19 protein-coding genes and 2 pseudogenes are annotated in these 22,333 nt (G+C 39.3%); 13 read left to right on the top strand and 8 right to left on the bottom strand.

Annotation, left to right across the window (positions count from 1 at the left end):
• From ACHWSC_RS04650 to ACHWSC_RS04660, 3 genes and pseudogenes are all read right to left on the bottom strand, one after another.
• Positions 1-66 (bottom strand): annotated as a pseudogene (locus tag ACHWSC_RS04650) (PT domain-containing protein); the annotation flags it as partial.
• Positions 56-280, bottom strand: a pseudogene (locus ACHWSC_RS04655) (PT domain-containing protein); the annotation flags it as partial. The pseudogenes ACHWSC_RS04655 and ACHWSC_RS04650, both read right to left, overlap by 11 nt.
• Positions 201-2,240 carry a M13 family metallopeptidase gene (locus ACHWSC_RS04660; RefSeq protein WP_394675929.1) on the bottom strand — a complete coding sequence of 680 codons (2,040 nt, stop codon included), beginning with the start codon at positions 2,238-2,240 and terminating at the stop codon, positions 201-203. The gene ACHWSC_RS04660 and the pseudogene ACHWSC_RS04655, both read right to left, overlap by 80 nt.
• A 457-nt stretch (positions 2,241-2,697) precedes the next feature.
• Between ACHWSC_RS04660 and ACHWSC_RS04665 the strand changes: the two genes are divergently transcribed.
• On the top strand, positions 2,698-5,865 hold the full coding sequence (locus ACHWSC_RS04665) for a SusC/RagA family TonB-linked outer membrane protein (RefSeq protein ID WP_394675930.1): 3,168 nt from the start codon (positions 2,698-2,700) through the stop codon (positions 5,863-5,865).
• Between the two features lie 23 nt (positions 5,866-5,888).
• Positions 5,889-7,376 carry a SusD/RagB family nutrient-binding outer membrane lipoprotein gene (locus ACHWSC_RS04670; RefSeq protein ID WP_394675931.1) on the top strand — a complete coding sequence of 496 codons (1,488 nt, stop codon included), beginning with the start codon at positions 5,889-5,891 and terminating at the stop codon, positions 7,374-7,376.
• A 91-nt stretch (positions 7,377-7,467) separates the two neighbouring features.
• Here the strand turns inward: ACHWSC_RS04670 and ACHWSC_RS04675 are convergent, their stop codons facing one another.
• Together ACHWSC_RS04675 and folE are read right to left on the bottom strand one after the other, a co-directional pair.
• Positions 7,468-8,478: a CobW family GTP-binding protein gene (locus ACHWSC_RS04675; protein WP_394675932.1), complete on the bottom strand. Its 1,011-nt coding sequence runs from the start codon at positions 8,476-8,478 to the stop codon at positions 7,468-7,470.
• A 66-nt stretch (positions 8,479-8,544) separates the two neighbouring features.
• Positions 8,545-9,216: a GTP cyclohydrolase I FolE gene (gene folE, locus ACHWSC_RS04680; protein ID WP_145330451.1), complete on the bottom strand. Its 672-nt coding sequence runs from the start codon at positions 9,214-9,216 to the stop codon at positions 8,545-8,547.
• A gap of 169 nt (positions 9,217-9,385) precedes the next feature.
• On the opposite strand from folE, the gene ACHWSC_RS04685 reads away from it, so the two are divergent.
• Positions 9,386-9,877, top strand: coding sequence for a hypothetical protein (locus ACHWSC_RS04685; protein ID WP_120336365.1), 492 nt, complete (start codon positions 9,386-9,388; stop codon positions 9,875-9,877).
• Between the two features lie 13 nt (positions 9,878-9,890).
• Here the strand turns inward: ACHWSC_RS04685 and ACHWSC_RS04690 are convergent, their stop codons facing one another.
• The gene (locus ACHWSC_RS04690; RefSeq protein WP_158638962.1) at positions 9,891-10,340 is read right to left on the bottom strand and encodes a helix-turn-helix domain-containing protein; all 450 of its coding nucleotides are present in this window, start codon (positions 10,338-10,340) and stop codon (positions 9,891-9,893) included.
• Between the two features lie 76 nt (positions 10,341-10,416).
• Here ACHWSC_RS04690 and ACHWSC_RS04695 point away from each other — a divergent pair, with 76 nt between their 5' ends.
• From ACHWSC_RS04695 to ACHWSC_RS04730, 8 genes are all read left to right on the top strand, one after another.
• Positions 10,417-11,109 (top strand): CPBP family intramembrane glutamic endopeptidase, encoded by a 693-nt coding sequence (locus tag ACHWSC_RS04695; protein ID WP_394675933.1) that lies wholly within the window; start codon positions 10,417-10,419, stop codon positions 11,107-11,109.
• A 194-nt stretch (positions 11,110-11,303) separates the two neighbouring features.
• The gene (locus ACHWSC_RS04700; RefSeq protein ID WP_394675934.1) at positions 11,304-11,924 is read left to right on the top strand and encodes a TetR/AcrR family transcriptional regulator; all 621 of its coding nucleotides are present in this window, start codon (positions 11,304-11,306) and stop codon (positions 11,922-11,924) included.
• 63 nt (positions 11,925-11,987) lie between these two features.
• The gene (locus tag ACHWSC_RS04705) at positions 11,988-13,286 is read left to right on the top strand and encodes a TolC family protein (RefSeq protein ID WP_394675935.1); all 1,299 of its coding nucleotides are present in this window, start codon (positions 11,988-11,990) and stop codon (positions 13,284-13,286) included.
• A 16-nt stretch (positions 13,287-13,302) separates the two neighbouring features.
• Positions 13,303-14,238 carry an HlyD family secretion protein gene (locus tag ACHWSC_RS04710; protein WP_394675936.1) on the top strand — a complete coding sequence of 312 codons (936 nt, stop codon included), beginning with the start codon at positions 13,303-13,305 and terminating at the stop codon, positions 14,236-14,238.
• A gap of 6 nt (positions 14,239-14,244) precedes the next feature.
• A complete protein-coding gene (locus tag ACHWSC_RS04715; RefSeq protein ID WP_394675937.1) occupies positions 14,245-15,195 on the top strand; it encodes an ABC transporter ATP-binding protein in 951 nt (316 codons plus the stop codon).
• Positions 15,185-15,928, top strand: coding sequence for an ABC transporter ATP-binding protein (locus tag ACHWSC_RS04720; RefSeq protein ID WP_088163713.1), 744 nt, complete (start codon positions 15,185-15,187; stop codon positions 15,926-15,928). The genes ACHWSC_RS04715 and ACHWSC_RS04720 overlap by 11 nt, the downstream gene beginning before the upstream one ends.
• Before the next feature lies 1 nt (position 15,929).
• Positions 15,930-17,033 carry an ABC transporter permease gene (locus ACHWSC_RS04725; protein WP_286769951.1) on the top strand — a complete coding sequence of 368 codons (1,104 nt, stop codon included), beginning with the start codon at positions 15,930-15,932 and terminating at the stop codon, positions 17,031-17,033.
• A complete protein-coding gene (locus ACHWSC_RS04730) occupies positions 17,033-18,157 on the top strand; it encodes an ABC transporter permease (RefSeq protein ID WP_394675938.1) in 1,125 nt (374 codons plus the stop codon). The genes ACHWSC_RS04725 and ACHWSC_RS04730 overlap by 1 nt, the downstream gene beginning before the upstream one ends.
• Before the next feature lie 96 nt (positions 18,158-18,253).
• Here the strand turns inward: ACHWSC_RS04730 and ACHWSC_RS04735 are convergent, their stop codons facing one another.
• Positions 18,254-19,546 carry a TIGR00341 family protein gene (locus ACHWSC_RS04735; protein WP_394675939.1) on the bottom strand — a complete coding sequence of 431 codons (1,293 nt, stop codon included), beginning with the start codon at positions 19,544-19,546 and terminating at the stop codon, positions 18,254-18,256.
• Positions 19,547-19,803: 257 nt separating this feature from the next.
• Here ACHWSC_RS04735 and ACHWSC_RS04740 point away from each other — a divergent pair, with 257 nt between their 5' ends.
• On the top strand, positions 19,804-20,772 hold the full coding sequence (locus tag ACHWSC_RS04740; protein WP_075993778.1) for an ROK family protein: 969 nt from the start codon (positions 19,804-19,806) through the stop codon (positions 20,770-20,772).
• A gap of 240 nt (positions 20,773-21,012) precedes the next feature.
• Positions 21,013-21,396 (top strand): hypothetical protein, encoded by a 384-nt coding sequence (locus ACHWSC_RS04745; protein ID WP_120336374.1) that lies wholly within the window; start codon positions 21,013-21,015, stop codon positions 21,394-21,396.
• A gap of 18 nt (positions 21,397-21,414) precedes the next feature.
• Here the strand turns inward: ACHWSC_RS04745 and ACHWSC_RS04750 are convergent, their stop codons facing one another.
• A complete protein-coding gene (locus ACHWSC_RS04750; RefSeq protein ID WP_120336375.1) occupies positions 21,415-22,311 on the bottom strand; it encodes a hypothetical protein in 897 nt (298 codons plus the stop codon).
• Positions 22,312-22,333: the final 22 nt, after the last annotated feature.

Raw genomic sequence — 22,333 nt, forward strand, 5'->3', positions numbered from 1 at the left:
GGTTGGTTGGTTGGTTGGTTGGTTGGTTGGTTGGTTGGTTGGTTGGTTGGTTGGTTGGTTGGTTGGTTGGTTGGTTGGTTGGTTGGTTGGTTGGTTGGTTGGTTGGTTGGTTGGTTGGTTGGTTCACAAAAGAAATAGATGTTGGATTAAAGAAAATTACAGGAGCTGCCTTTTTTGAGACAGCTCCTGTATAATGTTTATTACCAGATTTTGATTCTTTCTTCCGGTGACTTGTACAGTTTGTCTCCTTGTTTAACATCAAAAGCTTTGTAAAAAGCATCAACGTTGATCAATGGACCAAAACTTCTGAAATATCCTGGAGAGTGTGGATCAGTTTTAACTTGGTTGATCATATATTTTTCACTGGATAGGGTTCTCCACACAGTTGCCCAGCTTAGGAAAAAGCGTTGATCTTGCGTGTATCCACTTATTTCACCTGGGTTTCCCTTATCTTTTAAATATAGTTGAAGTGCATCGTAAGCAATGTTTACACCTCCTAAATCCGCGATATTTTCACCGTTTGTAAATGTTCCGTTGACGAAAGTGCCTTTTACAGGTTCATATTTATCGTATTGAGCTGCGAGTGTTTTTGTTGCTTTTTCAAAATTGGCTTTATCTTCTGGTGTCCACCAGTCTACCAAGTTTCCGTCCGCATCAAATTGTGCGCCCGAATCGTCAAATCCGTGGCTCATTTCGTGGCCAATTACCGCACCTATACCACCGAAATTGACAGCTGCGTCGGCTTGTGGGTTGAAAAATGGCGGTTGAAGAATAGCTGCCGGAAACACGATCTCATTGTTTACGGGATTGTAATAGGCATTTACTGTTTGTGGAGTCATTCCCCATTCTGATTTGTCAACAGCCTTGCCAATTTTAGCCAGATCCTTTTCATATCGCCATGTGGTGATATTTTGGAGGTTAGCATACAGATTACCACCTTTATTTTCAGATAGAATACTCAATTTAGAATAATCTTTCCATTTGTCCGGATAGGCAACTTTTACAGTGAATTTGTTTAATTTTTCAAGCGCTTTTCCTTTTGTAGCCGAAGACATCCAGCTTAAATCGTTGATATGGACTGCAAAACTTTTCTTTAAATAGTCGATCAATTCGACCATTTGTGCTTTAGCCTCAGCTGGAAAATATTTTTCGACATATAATTTTCCGAAAGCTTCACCTAATGTGGAATTGATCAGTTCAAATCCTCTTTTATTTAATGCTCTTTGTTCTTGTTGACCTCTTAAATACTTACCGTAAAAAGCAAATCGCATGTCTCCTAATTTTTCGCTTAAATAAGAGGCACTACCGTTGATCATATGGAATTTTAAGTAATCTTTAATAACAGGAAGGTTTTGTGCACTGACCAATTTATCGAAGTTCTTGTAGTAACCTAATTCCCCAATGATTACTTTTTCTGTATTGACACCTACTTTTTTAAGGTACTCAGGTAGATTTACATTTTTAACCAAGGCGGTTAACTCTGCCATGGTCTGTGGATTGTACTGTAACGTATTATCACGGCTTTGTTCATTGGTCAAGTAGGTCTTCGCAATGCTTTTTTCATAGTCAACGATTCCTTTTGCGGCAGCATCAGCATTTTTATAGCCCAATTCTGTTAACATGGAAGCTACATATTTTTGATACTCGGCAATAGCTTCGGTATTTTTTTCATTTTCTTTCTGATAATAATCTCTTCCTAGTCCTAAGGAGGCATCTCCTAAGTAGACTGCGTTCATTTTTGAATCTTTTAAATCAGCATAGACACCCCAGCCATAGAAATTATTCTCACCTTCTTTCGTTACGGAAGTTAAATAATTCTGAAGATCTTTTAGGTTTTTAATCGCGTCGATTTTGTTTAAATTTCCCTGAATCGGCTTAATACCGTCTGCATTTCTTTTCTGTAAGTTCATGTAAGAAGCATACAGGTCCTGTATTTTTTTGCCCTCACTTCCTTCAGGAAATTTATCTTTTAAAAGAGAGTTCAGAATTTTCATCGAATTGTTGTCCGTATCTTCTGCCAATTTATTGAAGCTTCCCCAAGTGGGTTTGTCGGAAGGAATTTTAGCCGTTTTCATCCAGGTTCCGCTTACGTAGTTGTAAAAGTCATCCTGTGGACGTACAGATTTGTCCATTAAGCTCAGATCAAGTCCTTTGTCGGGTCCTGTGCCTGCTGTCTGTGCTTCCGCATGCTGTGTGTAGACTCCAGCCAAGAAAATTAGGGCGAGTGTTAATTTTTTCATTGTTGTTTTAATGTTGTATGATTTTCAATAATTCAATCTGGGAGTACGCACAAATTACGGATAAAATAGGTTATGTTATTTGCTCCGTGTAATTCGATTTGTAGCAGCCATGTCAATAATTAGCTGTGATTTTTTTAAAGCTAAAAAAATCATTTACACAAATGACGGAAAATTCTAATTCAGCAACAAGTAAATTTGATCATTATCTGTCATTTTATTAAACTAATCGGGTAAATTAACATGTTATTCGTTTGCTAACGAATAACATGCATATACTTTTTAAAGTATATCCTTTGATGTGTCGGTGAACGCTCCACTATCTGACTTAGCTAAGCAGTTTTAGGGTAAGAAGAAATACTAAACTTAATATGGAAATACTAAACTTAATATGAATTTAGTTTAGTATTAATAAACGATGTTTAATATTGCTTACATTTTCATCTATAAGTAAGCGATTATGTTCAAACTATCCTATTCAATTTCACCTAAAGTTACTGGCCTAACATTGTCATTGGCCATGCTGGCTGCACAGGGGGTTAGCCAGACCCGATCGTTCCAGGGGAGACTGGTCGATTCATTGAGTCAAGGCGCTATTCATGGCGCAACAATTCGTAATTCTCATTTAGCTAAGCTTGTTTCATCGGATCATTCCGGTAAGTTTGTGATTGACGCACATATCGGTGATACGCTAAGAATTGGCTACATGGGGTATCTTCCCAAGGTTTTCATTGTTGGTAATCAATCTTCATCCGTTATTTCGCTTATACCGAACCAACAATCCCTCAATGAGGTGGTTGTAACTGCGCTTGGTATCAAAAAAGAAAAGCAGGCTATTGGCTATTCAGTGCAGGAAATAAAAGGCAAAGACATGGTTAAAGCTCGGGAACCAAATGCTATTTCTGGTTTAGCTGGACGCGTGTCAGGCTTAACAATTACACCGAGTACGAACTTATTTGGAGACCCGGGTATCACGTTACGTGGTCGGAGCAATATTCTTATTGTGGTCGATGGCATGCCGATTAATACCGACTCATGGAATCTTAGCCCGGATGATATCGAATCCTATTCTGTTTTAAAAGGGGCAAATGCTGCGGCATTATATGGGAACAGAGGTCAAAATGGAGCGATTGTGATAACGACAAAACGAGCAAAATCACAGGATAAGGGTTTCCAGGTTGAATTTAACTCAAGTACACAATTGCAGACGGGGTATAATGCGATACCAAAAATTCAAACCGAATATGGCCCGGGTTCAAATTATCAATATGCTTTTAAAGATGGTCGTGGGGGTGGAATCAATGACAACGATTACAACATTTGGGGACCCCGATTTGAAGGACAGCTTATTCCGCAATATAACAGCCCGATAGATCCAAAAACAGGTCAGCTTATTCCGTTACCTTGGGAAGCCAGAGGAAAAGATAATTTGAAGAAATTTCTTCAGAATGGTCTTTTGAGTACAAACAATATTGCTATATCGACCAAAAATGATCATGGTGATCTACGCTTATCTGCGTCTCAGATGTTTCAACTGGGAACTACGCCTAACACGAAATTGGGGAGCACCAATATAAATCTTACCGGAGGCATTAACGCTGGTAGTAAGCTCCGTTTCGATGCGAGCATAAATTACAATAAGCAGTATTCACCAAATTATCCAAATATTGCTTACGGACCAAATAGTCCTATTTACATTCTTACATTATGGGGAGCGGCAGATTATGATATTGATGATCTTCGCAACTATTGGCAGCCTGGAAAAGAAAATGTACAGCAGTACAATCGTGAATACACCATTTATGACAATCCTTGGATGACGGCTTATGAAAATTTGAGGACTTATGATAAGGATGATATCTACGGTTATGTGTCGGCTAATTACAAGTTTAATGATAAATTGTCATTAAATGCACGTACTAGTGCTAGTACCTGGAATAGGAATAGAACGATTAAAATTCCAATTTCTGCCAACCTATATAATTATAATATCGGTGGAAGCCGTGTTGGTGGTTATCAGGAAACCTATGATACTTTTTGGGAAAATAATACAGAGGTTTCCTTAAAATACCAAAATCGTATCGCCGAGGACATAGGCTTCTCAGGCTCAGTATTTGGTAATTTAAGAACCGTCAGTGTCAAATCGCTGTTTGCACGTACAGATCGTGGATTGACTGTGCCCGGTGTTTATGACCTAAGTAATTCGATCATGCCCACGGTGTCTACTAGCGATCGCGCCCTGCGTCAGGTCGGAAGTGTTTATGGATTCATGGATGTAGACTATAAAAGTATGTTATTCTTAAATCTAACGGGGCGATTTGATAAATCTTCGACGATGCCGGTAAAGAATAACACCTACTTCTACCCATCGGCTTCACTAAGCGCTGTGATTTCACAGATGGTCACTTTACCCAAGGTTATTTCCGCATTAAAAATCCGTGGGGCATATGCTAACGTTGCGAGTGATTTCGTCAATGAATCGGCCCAGTACGATATTTATAAACTTTTGCCGGCATACAGTAACTATGGACGTTGGGCCAATTCAATGACGGGCGTAACGTATACCGATGTATTACCTAACCCGGATCTCGTGGCAGAGCGTGTGAAGACGGCGGAAATAGGTTTGGAAACTCGTTTATTTAACAACCGTCTGGGTTTCGATTTTGCTTTTTTTAGAAACCTGGAAGGTCCCCGGATTATCGAATTGGCTACGTCGGTTACTTCAGGTGTAAGAGCGAGACAAACCAATGGGTTGACTTTATTGCGTAAAGGTCTCGAGCTGAGTATCGATGGGACTTTGATTCAACAGAAAGATTTTAGCTGGAATGTAATGGTCAATGCATCGACAAATCATGCCTGGCTACATGACATCGATGGGCATCAAACGCGATCGGGGAATGTTCGTGTTGGTGAGCGATGGGACGGATATTACGTGAATGATTTTCAGCGTGATGAAAAAGGAATGCCAATTGTGGGTACAAACGGTTTGCCAGCTTACAATCCTTATGTGAGCAGAATAGGTTATAGCGATAATAAATTTACGGCCAGTATCAGCAATAGTTTCCGATACCGTGATTTCAGTTTTAGTTTTCTTGTCGATGGCCGCTTTGGTGGTTTAATAAAAAATGTGCAGGATGCCAAACAGTGGGGATCGGGAACACATCCCGAATCAGCAAATGAATATCGTCTAAAGGACTGGGAAAATAGGGATGTCAAAGATTATAAAGGAACTGTCATGACCAATGGGTTAAAAATAGTCAAGGGGCAGCTCAATACAGATCAGGATGGTAAGATAATCTCCGATACAAGAGAATTTGCCCCAAATGACATTTCTGTATTGTGGCAAAACTGGGCCACTAATTACTATCAGTCGGGACCAATTACGGCCAAAAGCCGAACCTTTGTCAAATTACGGGAGATCGTTTTCAGTTATAATATACCTGCCAACTTGTTGAAAAATTCCAGATTCTTCCGCAGTGCAAGTGTTTCAGTGGTTGGTAGGAATTTGCTGTATTTCACTGGAAAAGGTACCCAAAATATGGATCTGGACCAATTCACCAGTGCTAGCTCAGACTACCAGACACCATCAGTAAAGAGCTTTGGTCTAAATCTTAATGCAACCTTCTAAAAACTTAGTCAAAATTTTTAAAAATGAAGTACTTTAAATCCACTCTCATTCTTCTCCTGTTCGGGTGCTCTTTCAGTTCCTGTAAAAAGATAACGGATCTACAAAAAGACCCTGCGGCCGTATATAATCCTGCTCCAAAACTTTTGTTTACGGGAATACTTATGCGTTCTTATGATGCGCCATGGAGTGAAGATCATCGACATAATCAGTATATGACACAAAATGAGGCCTATTATGCGGGGCAGCCTTATGGATGGACTACAGGCTCTTTTGAAACGCCCTATGGTATATTGCGTGATGTGTACCGTATGGAAATCGAAGCTGCGAAAACTCCTGAATTGAGTGCTGCTTATATGACTATGGCTAAATTTTTCAAGGCTTATTTCTTTGCCCGAACGACTGAAATGTTTGGTGATATTCCAGTGACAGAGGCTCTGCAAGGTGAATCGGCGGGCAATTTTGCACCCAAATACAATACCCAGTTGGAGGTGTATCAGCAAGTGCTTAGCTGGCTTGAGGAGGCGAATAATGAACTGGCAAATCTCAAAGAAAAAGGCAATACATTAGATGGCGATTTCTTTTACAATGGCAAGCCTGAGCAGTGGCAGAAACTGGTCAACTCATTTAAGCTACGTGTTTTAATTAGCCTCAGTAAACGTGCCGACGATAGCCCCGCATTGCGGGTTAAGGAACGCTTTGCTGAAGTTTTGGCGAATCCTACCAAATACCCGCTGATTCTTGAAAATCGGGATAATTTTCAACTCCTTTACAATAATATTAACACCTATCCGCTATGGCCAACAGACGGTGTGATTATAAAAAAGGATGTGCGCAACACATTGGGAGCAACCTATCTGAATATTTTAAAGACTTTACAGGATCCAAGATTGTTGATTCAGGCACTGCCGGCTTCGGCGATGCCTTCTGATCCTACGCGCCCCTTCGACGTATACAATGGCGGGAAAACAGGCGACCTACAGAGTACCTTGCTAAAACAAGCTGCGGATGGACAGCTATCTATGATCAATTTTGATTATTGGCTCGCTTCGCCGTCTGGGGTTCCGTCTATTCAACTTGGTGCCTCCGAAGTCCAATTTGCCCTGGCAGAAGGTATCAATCGCGGTTGGGCTAGCGGAGATGCTGCGGTAAGATTTCAGTCAGGGATAAGTCAGTCGATGCTGTTCTACGGAATTTCTCAAGACAAGATCAATTTGTTCTTACAGGCAAATCCTTACAAAGGGAACAATATGGAAGGGTTAAAGCAGATCCTAACACAAAAGTATGTGGCATTTTTTGAAAACTCAGGAAAACAGGCATTTTTTGAGCAGCGCCGGACAGGAGTGCCAGTTTTTGATATAGGACCTTCGAATGCCAATAATAACCAGATACCGAAACGGTGGGCATACCCTAAGACCGAATACAGTACCAACGAAACTTACTTGAAAGAAGCTTTGCAACGTCAGTTTAATGGATCAGATACCCAAAATGACATTATTTGGCTTATTAAATAAAATACAAAGTAAGCGTAATTAGTCATGGAAAAACCTCTTGGATTTGTGTCCGAGAGGTCTTTTTACGTAGACAATCGTTTCTATGAATCGTTTATTGCTTCTCTTTGATGGTCAACATACGTATCAGGAGATCTTGTATGGAGAGACTATCCAGCTCTTTTCCAATAAATACCAGTGTATTCATTTTTCTCTCATCCTTTTTCCAATGGTTACCGTAGTCCATATCGACACGTGAACCGACGGTCTGTATAATGATTTTTTTGTCTTCATCTTTTTTATAACCAATTCCCTTCATTCGGTAAATTTTGTTTGGATACTTACCGACAAGTTTGCTCAAACCGAGAAATAGGTTTACGAAATTAAATTCTTCAGCAAAAGTATAGACGCGCGTTGCAATATCGCTCAGATGTTGTTTTGCCAGACTTGATTTGCCAAGTATCATTGAACTGCTTAGATTAACGTTCTTCAGAAAAGAAAAGGCTTCTATTTTTTTTGTGTACTTTATTTCCTCAATTATTTCGAAAGGAAACCCCTCCGTTACTGTTGACTGGAGAGTTTTCGCTAATGGGTTTACATGTGCTAAGTAATTGCTTAAATAGCTCAAATATGCTGAATGTACCGCTTCGGTTTTGTTAATGACAATGACGTCGGCAGCCGTGATTTGCCGTAACACTTCATCTCTTTCCTTGATCTGATCTTCAATAAGTGCAGCATCAACCAAGCAAATAATCTTTTTTAATGGGAAGTAGTTCTTAAACACTGGATGCCTTGTAAAAGGTTCTGTTATAGCATCGGGTATGGCAAGACCTGTACATTCAATAACGAGTTCATCAAAGCTGTCCTGTTTTTGATAGAGCGATTCGAGTGCGGTGTAAAGTTCATCGTTCATCGTACAACAGATGCACCCCTCTTGGAGCGCTACCAATTGTCCATAGTTTTCATTGAGCAAGGAACTATCTATATTTAGTTGTCCTATCTCATTTTCAATGATAGCAAAACGTTTTTTCGGATAGGATTTCATTAAGGCATTTAGAAAAGTCGTCTTTCCTGCACCTAAAAAGCCAGTTAAAATGGTTACTGGGCGAGCATGGGCTGTATTCATTTGCGATGATTATACATTTAATCTGCTTCTGGTATCATCCCAACGAAAGTCGGGGAAAGGCAGATCTTATTTCAATAAATTGAAAAATTCGTTTCGTTTACTTTCTGATAAGAATATACCGCTGTATTCCAGTGTTGTTGTACAGCTGCTGGTGTCTTTGACACCCCGGGCGGAGACACAGAGATGATCGGCATCAATCACAACAATGATATCATCTGTTGCTAAGGTGGATCTGAGCTCATTGTAAATCTGTAAAGTAAGGCGTTCCTGCACCTGTGGGCGATGCGCATAATAGTCTACAATGCGGTTTATTTTTGATAGTCCTATTACGCGGTCTTTGGGGATATAGCCTATATGTGCCCGACCTACGATTGGTAAAAAATGGTGTTCACAGGCTGAATTTACCCGTATGTCTTTTTCCATCAATAGCTTATTGTAGCCATAGCGATTTTCGAAGGTGGACAGCTTGGGCTTGTTAACCGGGTTAAGGCCATAGAACAATTCGTTGATATACATTTTTGCTACACGATGGGGCGTTCCGCTCAGACTGTCATCTTGGAGGTCGAGGCCAAGTTCATACATGATGTCCTTAAAAAGTTGAGATATCTTGCTGATTTTTTCTTCGTCTGTTCGATCAAATGCATCGGGTCGCAGGGGAGTATCCATTGAAGTCATCATGTGGTGGTCTCCTAAATCTTCCGGATTGGATGCTGTATCTTTTTTTAATAATGTGTTCATAAATTAATTTTTATCAAATCGTACTGATTATACCTCTTGTCTATTGTCAAATGGAGTTGCCATTTCATAGCGCTATTCGTGTTATAAATATAGTTAAAAAACATCAAATGCAATATAGTTGCTTTTATTGTTTTTTAACTATATTTGATAGGTAAATCTTTAATGCGTTATGTTTAAGCAATTTATTCTAGTTTTTTTGTTTGTTGTTGCAGGAAGTAAAACTAATCCAGTCTTTTCTCAAGGGGTAACGGAATCACAACATTTGGTCGATCATAAGCCTTTGATGAATGAGGTTTGGAAAACCTTTGACACCATGCTCTATAAAGTTAACAAGGTTAATGGCAAGACGGTTTACACCCCCTATTTTCCGAGTAAGCTGTCGAAACTGGATGGAACAAGTGTAGAGTTGCAAGGCTATATGGTGCCGTTAAAGGCCGGTCTTCGCCATAATAGGTTCCTTTTGTCGGTTTTGCCGGTGCAGCAGTGTATGTTTTGTGGACAAAATGGTATTCCACCAATGGTGGAGGTTACGCTGAGCGACAACAATAAAGTGTGGTTAAAAGAGAATCCTGTTATTGTAAAAGGCTATGTCAAATTAAATGAGAAAGATCGGAGCAGGGTTGAAATCTTTATAAGAGATGCAGCTCTTTTAAAACAGTAAAGATTATCAAAAGCTAACGATTCCGCCAGGTCCACCAAAGAATGATTCCATAGATAAGCACAGCGACCGCAAGCAGTAAAAATAGTTCGAAACTTGTCTCCGGAAAACTAGTCGATTGTGAAAGAAAGGCGGATATTAATAAAATGCCGAGTATGCCTGAGGTTATGCTCACAATGAGTTTTTGAGCTTTGTTTAATGCGGGTTTTGTTTGTTGTGCTACTTTCTTCTCGAGGATCTCATGTACAGGTTCGGTTTCCTTCAATAGTGCAATATCGAGATCAAGCTGCACTGCCATTAAATTGAGGGTATAAGCCCTTGGTAGAACTTCAGCTTTTTCGATGCGTTGCACAGACCGAAGATTCAGTTTGACAAGATCAGCAAGTTGCTGTTGGGAATATCCTTTACTGATACGGGCATTTTTGATCAAAAGCGCTATTTTCTCTTTGCTGGATTTATTGGTCATTTTAAGACATTTTGCGGCGTATTCAAATGTCGTGAAATTAAATGATTTAAGGCTATAGCTTTGTGTAAAAAAAATCATGATCGCTATTGCTCTTGAATTGGTCGTATCCCAGTTTTTGCTGGGTTATTTTTGCAAGCGGAACCTCCAGGTTCTGGGGTTTTCCTCAAAGGTCGGATCTTTCCTCTTTTGTCTGTTTGGTCCTATAATATACGTTACTGCTCTCTATTTGAGTATTGCTTATTTAGTCGGAAATCCGTATCAACTAAATCCGAATTATACGGTATCTGATTTTTTGGGCAGTCTTTATTATGTATCAAAAGCAGTGGTATTTGAGGAATTGATCTTTAGGGGAGCCGTATTATATATTCTTATGAGACGCTGTGGTCAGGGGAAAGCTGCATTGATCACGGCGCTGGCTTTTGGCATTTATCACTGGTTTTCGTACGGTATCGTGGGGCAGATTTTTAAGATGCTGGAAGTTCTTGTATCGACCGGTATAGTGGGGTATTTATTTGCACGAATTTGTATTAAAACAGGTAAAATAGTGCATCCGATTGTTTTACATTTTGGTTATAATTTTGCAACGATGATTCTATTTTCGAAAGAAAAAAATATCGGACTGCAGCTCCTGATAAAAACGTATGCGGTAGACCCAGTCAAACCCGAGGGGATTTTGCCTTTGTTCGTCCTCGTTAGTTATTATATCGGTTTTCCGCTGTTGTGCTATATTTTTCTTAAACAACTAAAAGCTGCAAATAATTTGTCCTGACTGCCTGCTAGTACCTATCATTTGCTCGCTTTATTACTTGCATGTTGCGGAACGGGTTTCTTTTTTTTGTGATTTATTTACATTGATAATCATATAAATACGTTTGTTGTTTTGTTTTAATCATTTGATTAAAACAATTGTTTATTTTTGATTCTTTTTTCTATCTTTGCATAATACAAGGAAGTTTAATCGGGATGAAAGAGAAGAAAATAGATCTGTCGACGGAAACGAAAATTAAGGAAGCGGCGAGGGTTGTATTCTATAAAAAAGGTTTCTCAGCAACCAGGACAAGGGATATTGCCGAAGAAGCAGGGATCAATCTTGCTTTGCTCAATTATTATTTTCGGAGCAAAGAGAAGCTTTTTGAAATTATTATGTTTGAAACCTTTTCGGCTTTCGTACAGAGTATGGCTGTTATCCTTAATGATGAAACAACCAATCTTGAAAGTAAAGTTGAATTGATAGCCAATAGATATATCGATTTTATCATCAGAGAACCGGAGGTGCCTACTTTTTTGATTTCGGAAATCAGAAACAATCCTCAGGAACTCCTCGAAAAGTTGCCAATCAAACAATTGCTAAACAATTCTGTTTTTTTTAAACAGCATCATGAAGCCTTAACACAGGGCTTTATTATGGAGCCACATCCTTTACATTTTTTAATGAATTTATTGGGGTTGGTTGTGTTTCCTTTTATCGCAAAGCCTTTGATTATGGGGGTACAAGATCTCGATATCGAACAGTTTAATGCACTTATGATAGAGCGTAAGAAGCTTATACCGATATGGATAGGAGCGATGATGACAGCAAAATAATTTTTTTGTCCCAAACTTAATCAAATGATTAAATCTAAAGATTAAAAAATAATGCCACAATATATGAACAACGCAGTTATGAAGTATTGTTATTTAACGCATGTTATTCTTTTATTGATCCTGTTGCATTTTGCAAATAGGACCGCTGCACAAGTAGAGGTACTCACTTTGGAGCGTTGTTATACGCTTGCCAAAGCAAATTATCCAGCAATTAAAAAAATGGATCTGATAACCAAAACGGGTGAGTATACCATCCAAAATGCCAATAAAAGGTTTCTCCCCCAAATTAGCTTCTCAGGTCAGGCAACCTATCAATCGCAAACAGTAAGTTTTGCGGATGCTGTAGGTTCATTGCCGGGTATTTCCTTACCTTCTATCAGTAAAGATCAGTATAAAATACAGGGTGAAATTAGTCAGCTCATTTACGATGCCGGCAATACAAAAATGCAGAAGGATTTAATCGCTGCAAATACGGCATTGGAGGAGCAGACCTTAGTATCCAGTCTCTATGGGATCAATCAACGTATCAATAGTCTTTATTTTGCTGTTTTATTAATCGATGCCCAATTGAAGCAGAACGAGTTAAACAAGGCTAACTTACAGACTCAGGTACAAAAAGCTGAGGCTGCTTTTGACAATGGGGTAGCATTTCGTAGTAATGTGGAAGAGCTGAAAGCTGAAGTATTGAATATAGAAATGCAGACGACAGAATATACATCTAATCGTACAGCATATTTAAATATGCTTTCGCTCTTTATAGGAAAGAAGCTGCCCGAATCCATGCAATTGGAATTGCCTACTGCTCAGTATACGCTTTCCTCCATTAACAGACCTGAATTAAAAGCTTTTGATTTACAAAAAAACATCGTTGACCAACAGGAGAAACAATTGAAATCCGATTATCTTCCACAGGTAAGTGGCTTTTTTCAAGGGGCACATGGAAGGCCAACCCTCAATATCATTGAAAACAAATTTGGTCCCTGGTACGTTACGGGGCTGCGTTTTTCTTGGTCGCTAAGTAGCTTTTATTCACTGTCGAACAAAAGAAATATCCTTCAGCTCAATCGTCAGTCTATTGATGCCGATAAGGAGACATTTTTGCTGAATGCCAAAGTTGACCTGAGCCAACAGGATGAGCAGGTTAATAAATATACCATCTTGATTCGACAGGATGATGCTGCGATTGCCTTGCGGACATCGGTAACTCAATCTGCTGAGGCGCAGTTGAGCAATGGAGTGATCACGACCCACGAGTATATTCAAAAATTAAATGCAGAACACTTGGCCAAGCAGCTCAAAATATTGCACGAGATCCAATTGTTACAAGCGATCTATAATTTAAAATTTATAGCCGGGAATTAACTGTAAACATCAAAAAATGAAAAGATTAATCCTATTTATTACTGCGCTCTCTTTGCTTAGTGGTTGTAAGCAACATAATGAATATGACGCTTCAGGGAATTTTGAGGCTGACGAAGTGATTGTCTCTGCGCAGCAAAACGGAATATTGATGCAATATGCTGTTGAAGAAGGAAAGCAATTGAAACTTGGAGATACTGTCGGAAAAATAGATGTCCGTACTGCTGAATTGCAAAAAGAACAAGTGCAGGCAAGTATCGAAGCTTTAGCTCAAAAGACGGTGAATCCCAGGGATCAGGTTGAACTAGTACAGCGCCAACTAGTCGTTCAGGAAGCGCAATTAAAACAACAGCTGTACGAAAGGACCCGGACGGAAAATCTGGTAAAATCAGATGCCGCAACACGTAAACAGCTCGATGATATCAATGCGGCAATCGATCAATTGCAGAAACAAATAGCCGTGACCAAGCAACAACTCACCCTCAATACATACAATACAAATACCCAAAATCGGAGTATCTTGAGTGAGAAAAATCCCTTAGAGAAATCTGCTGCACAGATTCAGGAACAGATCAATAAGGGACAGGTGATTAATCCTATTGGTGGGACAGTTTTGGTAAACTATGCACTACAGGGTGAATTGCAGGTCGTCGGTAAACCTTTATATAAAATTGCCAACACGACGAAGCTTTATTTGAGGGCTTATATTACCGGAATTCAGTTGCCACAGATAAAAGTCGGACAGGCGGTGACTGTGCGTATTGATGATGGCAAGGAAAATTATAAGGAATATCCCGCAACAATTACATGGATTTCAGATAAATCTGAGTTTTCACCAAAGACAATTCAGACTAAAGATGAGCGCGCTAATCTTGTTTATGCGATCAAAGTAAGTGTGAAAAATGATGGCTATTTAAAAATAGGGATGTATGGTGAAGTCCTTTGGTCAAAGTAAGTTATTATGATCGCTGTCAGTGTAAAAAATATGGTCAAAACCTACGGTAATGTTAGAGCCGTAGATGACGTTTCTTTTGAGGTAAAGAAAGGTGAGTTGTTTGGGCTTATAGGGCCTGATGGCGCCGGTAAAACATCAATTTTCCGAATACTAACCACTTTACTGCTTGCGGATAGCGGTACTGCTGCTGTAGAGGGATTTGATGTTGTCAGAGAATATCAACAGATACGCAATCGGGTAGGATATATGCCAGGACGTTTTTCATTATACCAGGACCTGACGGTAAAGGAGAATCTCACTTTCTTTGCGACAGTTTTTGGTACAACCATTCAGGAAAATTATCCACTTATCAAAGATATTTATGATCAGATACAACCCTTCAACGATCGTAGAGCAGGGAAATTGTCTGGCGGAATGAAGCAAAAGCTGGCCTTATGCTGTGCGCTGATCCATAAGCCCGACGTGCTTTTTCTGGATGAACCGACAACAGGTGTCGATGTTGTATCCAGAAAGGAATTTTGGGAAATGTTGACCAAACTCAAGGAACAGCAGATCACGATCGTGGTATCCACACCCTATATGGATGAAGCTCGACTGTGTGATCGTATTGCATTAATGCAGGGCGGAAGGATTATGTCAATCGATGAACCGTCAGGTATTATAAAAAATTTTCCAAAGCCACTATATGCGGTTAAAGCGGACAATATATATAAACTGCTCCAGGATCTCCGTTCGGATCAGGCGGTAGAAAGCTGTTATGCATTTGGCGAATATTTGCACCTTACCTCAAAATCAGAAGTGGATGGTAGGGAAGGCATTATTGCCCTGGCAAATAAGTATAATCCACAACATCTCGTGGTTGAAAAAATAGCAGCAACGATCGAAGATAGTTTTATCCGCCTGATGCAGGATCAAAATGGTATGAACGAATTCAAACAAGTTACAGATGGAGAATAAGGCAATAGTCTGTAAGGATCTGACCAAGCAATTTGGAGATTTTAAGGCCGTAGATAAAATTACGTTCGATGTTGACCAGGGCGAAATTTTCGGCTTTCTTGGGGCCAATGGTGCGGGGAAGACCACGGCCATGCGTATTCTTTGTGGTTTGTCCTACCCGACATCGGGTGAAGCAACTGTTGCTGGCTTCAATGTGTATAAAGAACAGGAGCAGATCAAAAAGAATATCGGTTATATGAGTCAGAAGTTCTCGTTGTACGATAACCTCACTATTTTGGAAAATATTGAGTTTTATGGTGGCGTTTATGGTGTTTCAAGGGCAGACATAAAGTCGCGGAGCAGTGATTTGGTACATACCTTAGGTTTGGAGAAAGAAGCAAAAAAACTCGTAGGCGAATTACCTTTGGGTTGGAAACAGAAGTTGGCATTCTCGGTAGCGATTTTCCATCGACCTAAAATTGTTTTTTTGGACGAGCCAACAGGAGGTGTTGATCCGATTACCCGACGGCAGTTTTGGGATATGATTTACGAGGCTGCTGCCAATAACATCACGGTGTTTGTGACAACACACTATATGGATGAAGCCGAATACTGCAACCGTATCAGTATCATGGTAGATGGGAAAGTAGAAGCGATGGACAGTCCTACAAATCTGAAACAGCGGTTCGAAACCCATTCCATGGACGACGTATTTTATCAACTGGCACGTGGGGCCAAAAGATCGGGAGATTGATATGAAACAGTTGTTCGCTTTTATTCGCAAGGAGTTTTATCATGTTTTTAGGGATCGTAGAACGTTGCTTATCCTTTTTGGGTTTCCCGTAGTTCAGATTCTCCTTTTTGGCTATGCATTGAGTAGCGAAGTTAAAAATATTGGAATTGCGATCCAGGATAATGCGCGTGATGTCAACTCCAGTGAAATCATAAACCGTATTAAAACAAGCTCATATTTTCAGGTGAAAGATGAAATTGTAAATTATAAAGATGTAGAAAGCCGATTTAAAGATGGAAGCATCAAATGTGCAATAATCTTTCCTGCGAACTTCGGGGAGGATCTATATCGAAAGGATGGTGCTCAAATTCAGCTATTAGCTGATGCTTCCGATCCGAATACTGCCACAATAGTCACCAATTATCTGACGGCTATAATCAAGGCATACCAGCAGGACCTAAATCCCGGAACAGCGTTATCCTATCAGATAGTGCCGCAACTGCGACAATTGTATAATGAAGAGCAGAACGGTTCCCTTAATTTTATCCCTGGAGTGATCGCATTGATTTTTATGATCGTGAGCACGGCACTGACCTCCGTGGCAGTTGTGCGCGAAAAAGAACTGGGGACTATGGAAATTCTATTGGTATCGCCTTTTAAACCCATTATGGTTCTCATCGCCAAAGCGATTCCATATCTCGTGCTTTCACTCGTCAATTTTATCATTATTCTTCTACTTTCGGTGTTTGTACTTGATGTTGAGATCAGGGGAAGTCTGGTGTTGATTTTTGCAGAGAGTATTTTATTTATTATCACCTGTCTTTCTTTAGGCTTGTTGATTTCTAATATCACCGATTCCCAGCAAACTGCCATGTTAATAGCGATGATGGGCATGATGCTGCCGACCTTATTATTGACTGGCTTTATGTTTCCTTTGGAAAATATGCCCTGGATATTTCAGGTTATTTCGCATATCGTACCATCCCGGTATTACTATGCAATTATTAAAGCTGTCATGCTCAAAGGAATGGGCTTTAGTTATGTTTGGAAAGAAACATTGATTCTCGGCGGGATGTCAGTTGTGTTGTTGTCAATTGCATTGAAAAGATTTAAAATCAGGTTGTAATGGAGGTATTAAGATTCATATTACAGAAAGAGTTTCGGCAGATATTCAGAGACAAGATTATCTTGGCCATGATGTTTGTCATGCCGACAGTTCAATTGATCATCATGCCATTTGCAGCCAATTTTGAAGTGAAGAATATCAATATTGCTTATGTTGACAATGACCACAGTTCTTATTCAAGAACCTTAATCAATAAAATTGCATCTTCAGGATACTTTAAAATCGTAAGTAGTCCACTATCTTATAAAGTTGGATTGGAAATGATCGAAAAGGGAGACGCTGATCTCGTATTGGAGATACCGGCAGGTTTTGAGCGCAATCTGGTGCGGGAAGGTAAGCAGCAAGTCAATATCGCAGTGGATGCCATCAATGGTACAAAATCGTCCTTGGGTGGAGCTTATTTAACTAGTGTAATTACTGATTTTAACGGCGGTTTGGATGTAAATATCAAAACCGCTAAAACAGGTGTTTCAGAGCAGGTCACAACCGTCAAAATAGCGAATTCCAATTGGTATAATCCCAGGGCTGAATACAAGTACTATATGGTGCCGGGTATTTTGGTTTTGTTGCTTACGATGATTGGCGGATTTATTACAGCGCTCAATATTGTCAAAGAGAAGGAAATCGGAACAATCGAGCAGATCAATGTGACGCCCATCAAAAAATGGCAGTTTATCCTAGGGAAACTAATTCCATTTTGGATTGTGGGCATGATTGTTTTTACCGTTGGTATGATTGTAATGTATATTGTTTATGGTATTTTTCCGCAGGGAAGTTTACTGCTTTTATATCTCTTTGCTGCATTTTACCTCATTGCACTATTGGGGTTGGGATTGTTTATTTCTACCCTCGCAGACACGCAGTTGCAGGCCATGTTCATCGCATATTTCTTTATGATGGTTTTTATGCTGATGAGTGGCTTTTTTACCAGCACAGATAGTATGCCGGCTTGGGCAAGAGCAATTTCGCAATGCACACCCGTTACCCATTTTATCAGTGTTGTACGGCTAATTGTCTTAAAAGGGAGTGGATTTCAGGAAGTGAAGAAAGAGTTTGTTTATCTTATTGGATTTGCTTTTTTGTTGAATGGTTTAGCCATCTATAATTATAGAAAGACCGTGTGAAAACATGGCGTAGCTATTCGTTCTTTGCTAATTGAACATAGCGCTTATGCTTGTTTAAGCCGTCAGATCGTCGGCATAGAACGAGCTGACTCAAGTCTATTTACGTATAATTTCCACACTATCTTTAGGAAAATGATTTTGTAGCCATTGTTGTAGCTTTTCCTGTTGTGTTTGAGATAGCGGAGTTTTGGTAGAATAAATAAATGCGACAAGGTTGGCTAAGCTATCCTTTTTGCTGTAATGCTGTTGTATACCAATGCTATAGGAGCTTAGTTCGGGGAACAATACCAAGATATCCCGATCGAGCTGTGGATTGGCCAATTGGTATTTGGTAAGTTCATTATTGAGAGCTCTTATGGTAAGGTCTTTTTCACTTACAGCAGCGGTACGCTTATCGATTTCGCTAAGAATACTCGATTTTAGGTCTAAACTGTCCTGATGAATAACCAGCGCGGTATTGGTAATCCCAAATGTTTCCATGCTGTGTTGTAGAGACTCAACTTCTTTTTTGCTGAATTTTTTTGATAAGAAAGCCAGTTCTAATTTCTTTGGATTACCATTCATCTCCAGTTTTTCATAAATAACCGTATAACCTTTATTGCTCAATTCCTGTTGAACGAACTGATTTACTTTGTTTGTGTATTTTTTTTCTTGCAGTAGATTGTAGGCAAAATATACGCTCGGCAATACAAGTATAATTGTGATGATGGTAATACTTTGTGTAATTCTTTTTTCCCGTTGCTGATCGACATAATGTGTTTTGGGGTAACGTAAATATTTGACAATCACAAAGGTCGAAATGCAGATAAAAACACAGTTTATTATATACAGGAATAATGCGCCGGCGAAAAAGCTGAAATTGCCTATTGCGAGCCCATAGCCCGCGGTACAGAGCGGAGGCATCAGGGCTGTTGCAATTGCTACTCCAGGAATTGGATTGCCCTTATCCACTCTTGTAATAGCAATGACACCGACAAGACCACCGAAGATTGCAATCATGACATCGTAAATATTGGGTGATGTGCGTGCTAGTAACTCAGATTGTGCCTCTTTGAAGGGGCTTAAAAGAAAATAGATAAACGACACGACCAAGCTGATCAATGTGGCAATCAGTAGATTTTTTAGCGATTTTTTTAATAACGGAAAGTCAAAAGTCCCTAAGGCGAATCCAGCTCCTACTATTGGCCCCATTAACGGAGATATCAGCATGGCTCCTATAATGACGGCAGTTGAATTTACGTTCAATCCAACAGATGCCACTACAATCGCGCAGGCTAGAATCCAGGCATTAGCTCCGCGAAAAGAAATATTACTGACAACATTTTCCAGAACAGCTTCCTTTTTTTCTTCACCTTGGTGTAGATCAAAAAATCGCAATATTTTATTCATAAATTTATTGTTGTACTAAAAAATATAAATATAGGGCCTAAACTATTCTTAACGTGCTAAAACTATGCCGCCTTTGGTAATTTGGTGTGCCTAGGCGATAAAATAAAGTAGCAATGCCGGATGGATCCAACTTTGATCGGATTGCCTGTGATCATAAATAGCGTTCTCTACAGATATTAAATGGCAAGAAGATTTTGTCGACTGCTCATAAAATATTATCTTTTAGTAATTTTAGAACTAAGAAACAAGAAATAGAAATGTCGTTAATAGATTTATCAAGACGCGTAGCGTTGGGAATAGATATCGGAGGGACCAATACGAAATTTGGGGTGGTCAATCATCGCGGTGAAGTACTTGAAAAGGGAAGCATAAAAACAGATGATTATGAGACGGTAGAGGATTTTATCGATGCGTTGTATGAAAAAGCATCTCCTTTAATTGAAAATTTTGGAGGTAAAGATAGCTTTGATGGAATTGGTGTTGGTGCTCCGGATGCGAATTATTATACTGGAACCATAGACCATGCGCCCAATCTTCCTTGGAAGGGTGTCATTCGATTCAGTGACTTAATGACCGCTAAGTTTAACATTCCCTGTACCATAACCAACGATGCCAATGCTGCTGCCTATGGTGAAATGCTTTTTGGTGCAGCGCGGGGAATGAAAGATTTTATTATGATTACCCTAGGGACAGGTGTAGGCAGCGGTATCGTCGCCGGCGGAAAGCTTATCTATGGTCATGACGGATTTGCTGGAGAATTAGGCCATACCATTGTTAAACCTGGAGGAAGGAAGCATTGGAGCACAGGTTCTGAAGGAAGTTTAGAAGCGTATGCATCCGCGACAGGAATAACGATCACGGCAAAGAAAATGAGAGCTGAATTTCCTGAGTCGATGTTAAATCAGTATCCAGAAGATGCTATAAATTCGAAGACTGTTCATGAATGTGCTTTGAAAGGGGATGCAATTGCCATCGAAGTATTTAGATATACGGGGCAGAAGCTGGGTGAGGCCTTGGCCAATTTTGTGATGTTCTCATCTCCTGAAGCAATTCTCCTATTTGGTGGGGTAATTAAAGCTGGTGATTTTATCTTAAAACCTGCGAAGCTGCATATGGAAAGAAATCTTTTTCCTTTGTTTAGGAATAAAGTGAAACTTGTGTTTAGTGAATTGGAAGAAGCTGATGCTGCTATTCTTGGTGCAAGTGCATTGGTTTGGGAAAAATAAAATATTCATTTGTTCTCAAGATACTAACGCCATCTATTAAGGATACCGTTTGTATCTTGAGAGTGACTTTTTAAGTTGTTAAGGTATAGGGCTTTTCTGTTAGGGTAGATCCAATACGCTGCCCCGAATTGGCGAACAAATAACCAACTATTTCATACCTAAGGAAAGCTGTTGTTATTTTTTGTGTATCTAAAGGCATAGTCTTTGCTGATGAATTCTTTTAAACTTAAAACTATTTGTATGAAAAAGACCGTTTTTCTTCTTTTGTTGCTATGCACAGCGTTATTCTCAAAAGCCGACCAACTCCAGGCCCTAACACAAAAACAAGCGGAAACTGCAGTTGCATATCTTAAGAAAGAACCCATTGTTATTTTATGGTGTAGCTGCTGCGACAATCAAACACCAAAAAAAATTACTGTAAACGAAGTGTTTTTTAAGCAATATCCTGACGGGAAATATTATTCTGTTATCGTAAAAGGTAGAGACGAAAGCGGAGTGGAAGTGGAAGAATATGTAGATTTAGCGTATGTATTTGTGAAAAAAGGGAAAAAAGCCAAAAGTCTAGGCAAGGTTTTAAAATTTGAATGCGATCCTTGTACAAAACCATTTGACTGGTCGGTTTAAACTCTTGATGCTACACATTTATCGGTAATCTATTCTGTTAGCTTCGGTGTCTTTGAGTTGCTTTAAAATTGATGGCGGAATCTCATCGCTGTCGATAGGGAAGCTGATGGAATCTGAAATAAATGTTTTTCGATCTGCCTTTTGAAATATCTCAAATAGCGCAATGGGTTCCTGATTAAAACTGATGCAAGTGCTTATAAAATGAAGTTCGAAAAGCTTAAAGTGTGGATCTTTAAGCTTTTCATTAATATCTTTTATTCTAGATATAAAATGTCGTTGCCGGATGAAGGTATTGCTATTCATCAAGATAAACACATAATCTGAATAGGCGTTTATTTTTCCAAAATATTTGTGATGATCGCCGCCACTCCTTTCGATAAAATATTCATTGGAGGTCTCAGATTTATATATTTCCATGGCAGATCGCCATATCCGGTCCTCTTTGGCTTGCATAATATTGTCCGGAAGGTTTCTATTATAAGAATACCAGCATCCAACTAAGCGATCCAACAGCAAGGTATTCTGTTTAACATTGTTCATATTAATTCTCAGATCATTAAAATTAAAGGCCTCCGTATTTGAATTAATAAAATCAATATAATTTGCATAGCCTAGAGCTTTTACGATCAAAGTCAATTTTGCCAAATTAGGCTTGCTTAAGTCCGCAGTTGTATTTTGCTCATATTTTTTTAGTTTATTAATGACAAGATGTTCATAAAGATAATTAGAGCCTAATAATTGTGGCTCTTTTTTTATGTTCTTTTCCTTGCAATCATGTGTTATCAACTCATTAAGTTCTGTTACAATAAAAGACCATTCGGTTTTGGTTACATCTTCCCAATGATTTTTCTTCAGGAAATGGAATCCCAGGAAATTCATTAATTTTTCGAGGTGCAGAATATCTTCTTTTTTCATGAGCTGTCTTATAAGACTAATT

Origin of the sequence: uncultured Sphingobacterium sp. (genome assembly GCF_964277905.1) — a bacterium.
GTDB lineage: Bacteria > Bacteroidota > Bacteroidia > Sphingobacteriales > Sphingobacteriaceae > Sphingobacterium > Sphingobacterium siyangense.

What these genes read in the sequence shown, in the direction of transcription:
- ACHWSC_RS04750 (WP_120336375.1), bottom strand. Translation starts at nt 22,311, where the DNA reads ATGAAAAAAGAAGATATTCTGCACCTCGAAAAATTAATGAATTTCCTG.
- ACHWSC_RS04690 (WP_158638962.1), bottom strand. Translation starts at nt 10,340, where the DNA reads ATGACCAATAAATCCAGCAAAGAGAAAATAGCGCTTTTGATCAAAAAT.
- ACHWSC_RS04745 (WP_120336374.1), top strand. Translation starts at nt 21,013, where the DNA reads ATGAAAAAGACCGTTTTTCTTCTTTTGTTGCTATGCACAGCGTTATTC.
- ACHWSC_RS04715 (WP_394675937.1), top strand. Translation starts at nt 14,245, where the DNA reads ATGATCGCTGTCAGTGTAAAAAATATGGTCAAAACCTACGGTAATGTT.
- ACHWSC_RS04730 (WP_394675938.1), top strand. Translation starts at nt 17,033, where the DNA reads ATGGAGGTATTAAGATTCATATTACAGAAAGAGTTTCGGCAGATATTC.
- ACHWSC_RS04740 (WP_075993778.1), top strand. Translation starts at nt 19,804, where the DNA reads ATGTCGTTAATAGATTTATCAAGACGCGTAGCGTTGGGAATAGATATC.
- ACHWSC_RS04695 (WP_394675933.1), top strand. Translation starts at nt 10,417, where the DNA reads ATGATCGCTATTGCTCTTGAATTGGTCGTATCCCAGTTTTTGCTGGGT.
- ACHWSC_RS04710 (WP_394675936.1), top strand. Translation starts at nt 13,303, where the DNA reads ATGAAAAGATTAATCCTATTTATTACTGCGCTCTCTTTGCTTAGTGGT.
- ACHWSC_RS04725 (WP_286769951.1), top strand. Translation starts at nt 15,930, where the DNA reads ATGAAACAGTTGTTCGCTTTTATTCGCAAGGAGTTTTATCATGTTTTT.
- ACHWSC_RS04685 (WP_120336365.1), top strand. Translation starts at nt 9,386, where the DNA reads ATGTTTAAGCAATTTATTCTAGTTTTTTTGTTTGTTGTTGCAGGAAGT.
- folE (WP_145330451.1), bottom strand. Translation starts at nt 9,216, where the DNA reads ATGAACACATTATTAAAAAAAGATACAGCATCCAATCCGGAAGATTTA.
- ACHWSC_RS04670 (WP_394675931.1), top strand. Translation starts at nt 5,889, where the DNA reads ATGAAGTACTTTAAATCCACTCTCATTCTTCTCCTGTTCGGGTGCTCT.
- ACHWSC_RS04675 (WP_394675932.1), bottom strand. Translation starts at nt 8,478, where the DNA reads ATGAATACAGCCCATGCTCGCCCAGTAACCATTTTAACTGGCTTTTTA.
- ACHWSC_RS04665 (WP_394675930.1), top strand. Translation starts at nt 2,698, where the DNA reads ATGTTCAAACTATCCTATTCAATTTCACCTAAAGTTACTGGCCTAACA.
- ACHWSC_RS04735 (WP_394675939.1), bottom strand. Translation starts at nt 19,546, where the DNA reads ATGAATAAAATATTGCGATTTTTTGATCTACACCAAGGTGAAGAAAAA.
- ACHWSC_RS04720 (WP_088163713.1), top strand. Translation starts at nt 15,185, where the DNA reads ATGGAGAATAAGGCAATAGTCTGTAAGGATCTGACCAAGCAATTTGGA.
- ACHWSC_RS04700 (WP_394675934.1), top strand. Translation starts at nt 11,304, where the DNA reads ATGAAAGAGAAGAAAATAGATCTGTCGACGGAAACGAAAATTAAGGAA.
- ACHWSC_RS04705 (WP_394675935.1), top strand. Translation starts at nt 11,988, where the DNA reads ATGAACAACGCAGTTATGAAGTATTGTTATTTAACGCATGTTATTCTT.
- ACHWSC_RS04660 (WP_394675929.1), bottom strand. Translation starts at nt 2,240, where the DNA reads ATGAAAAAATTAACACTCGCCCTAATTTTCTTGGCTGGAGTCTACACA.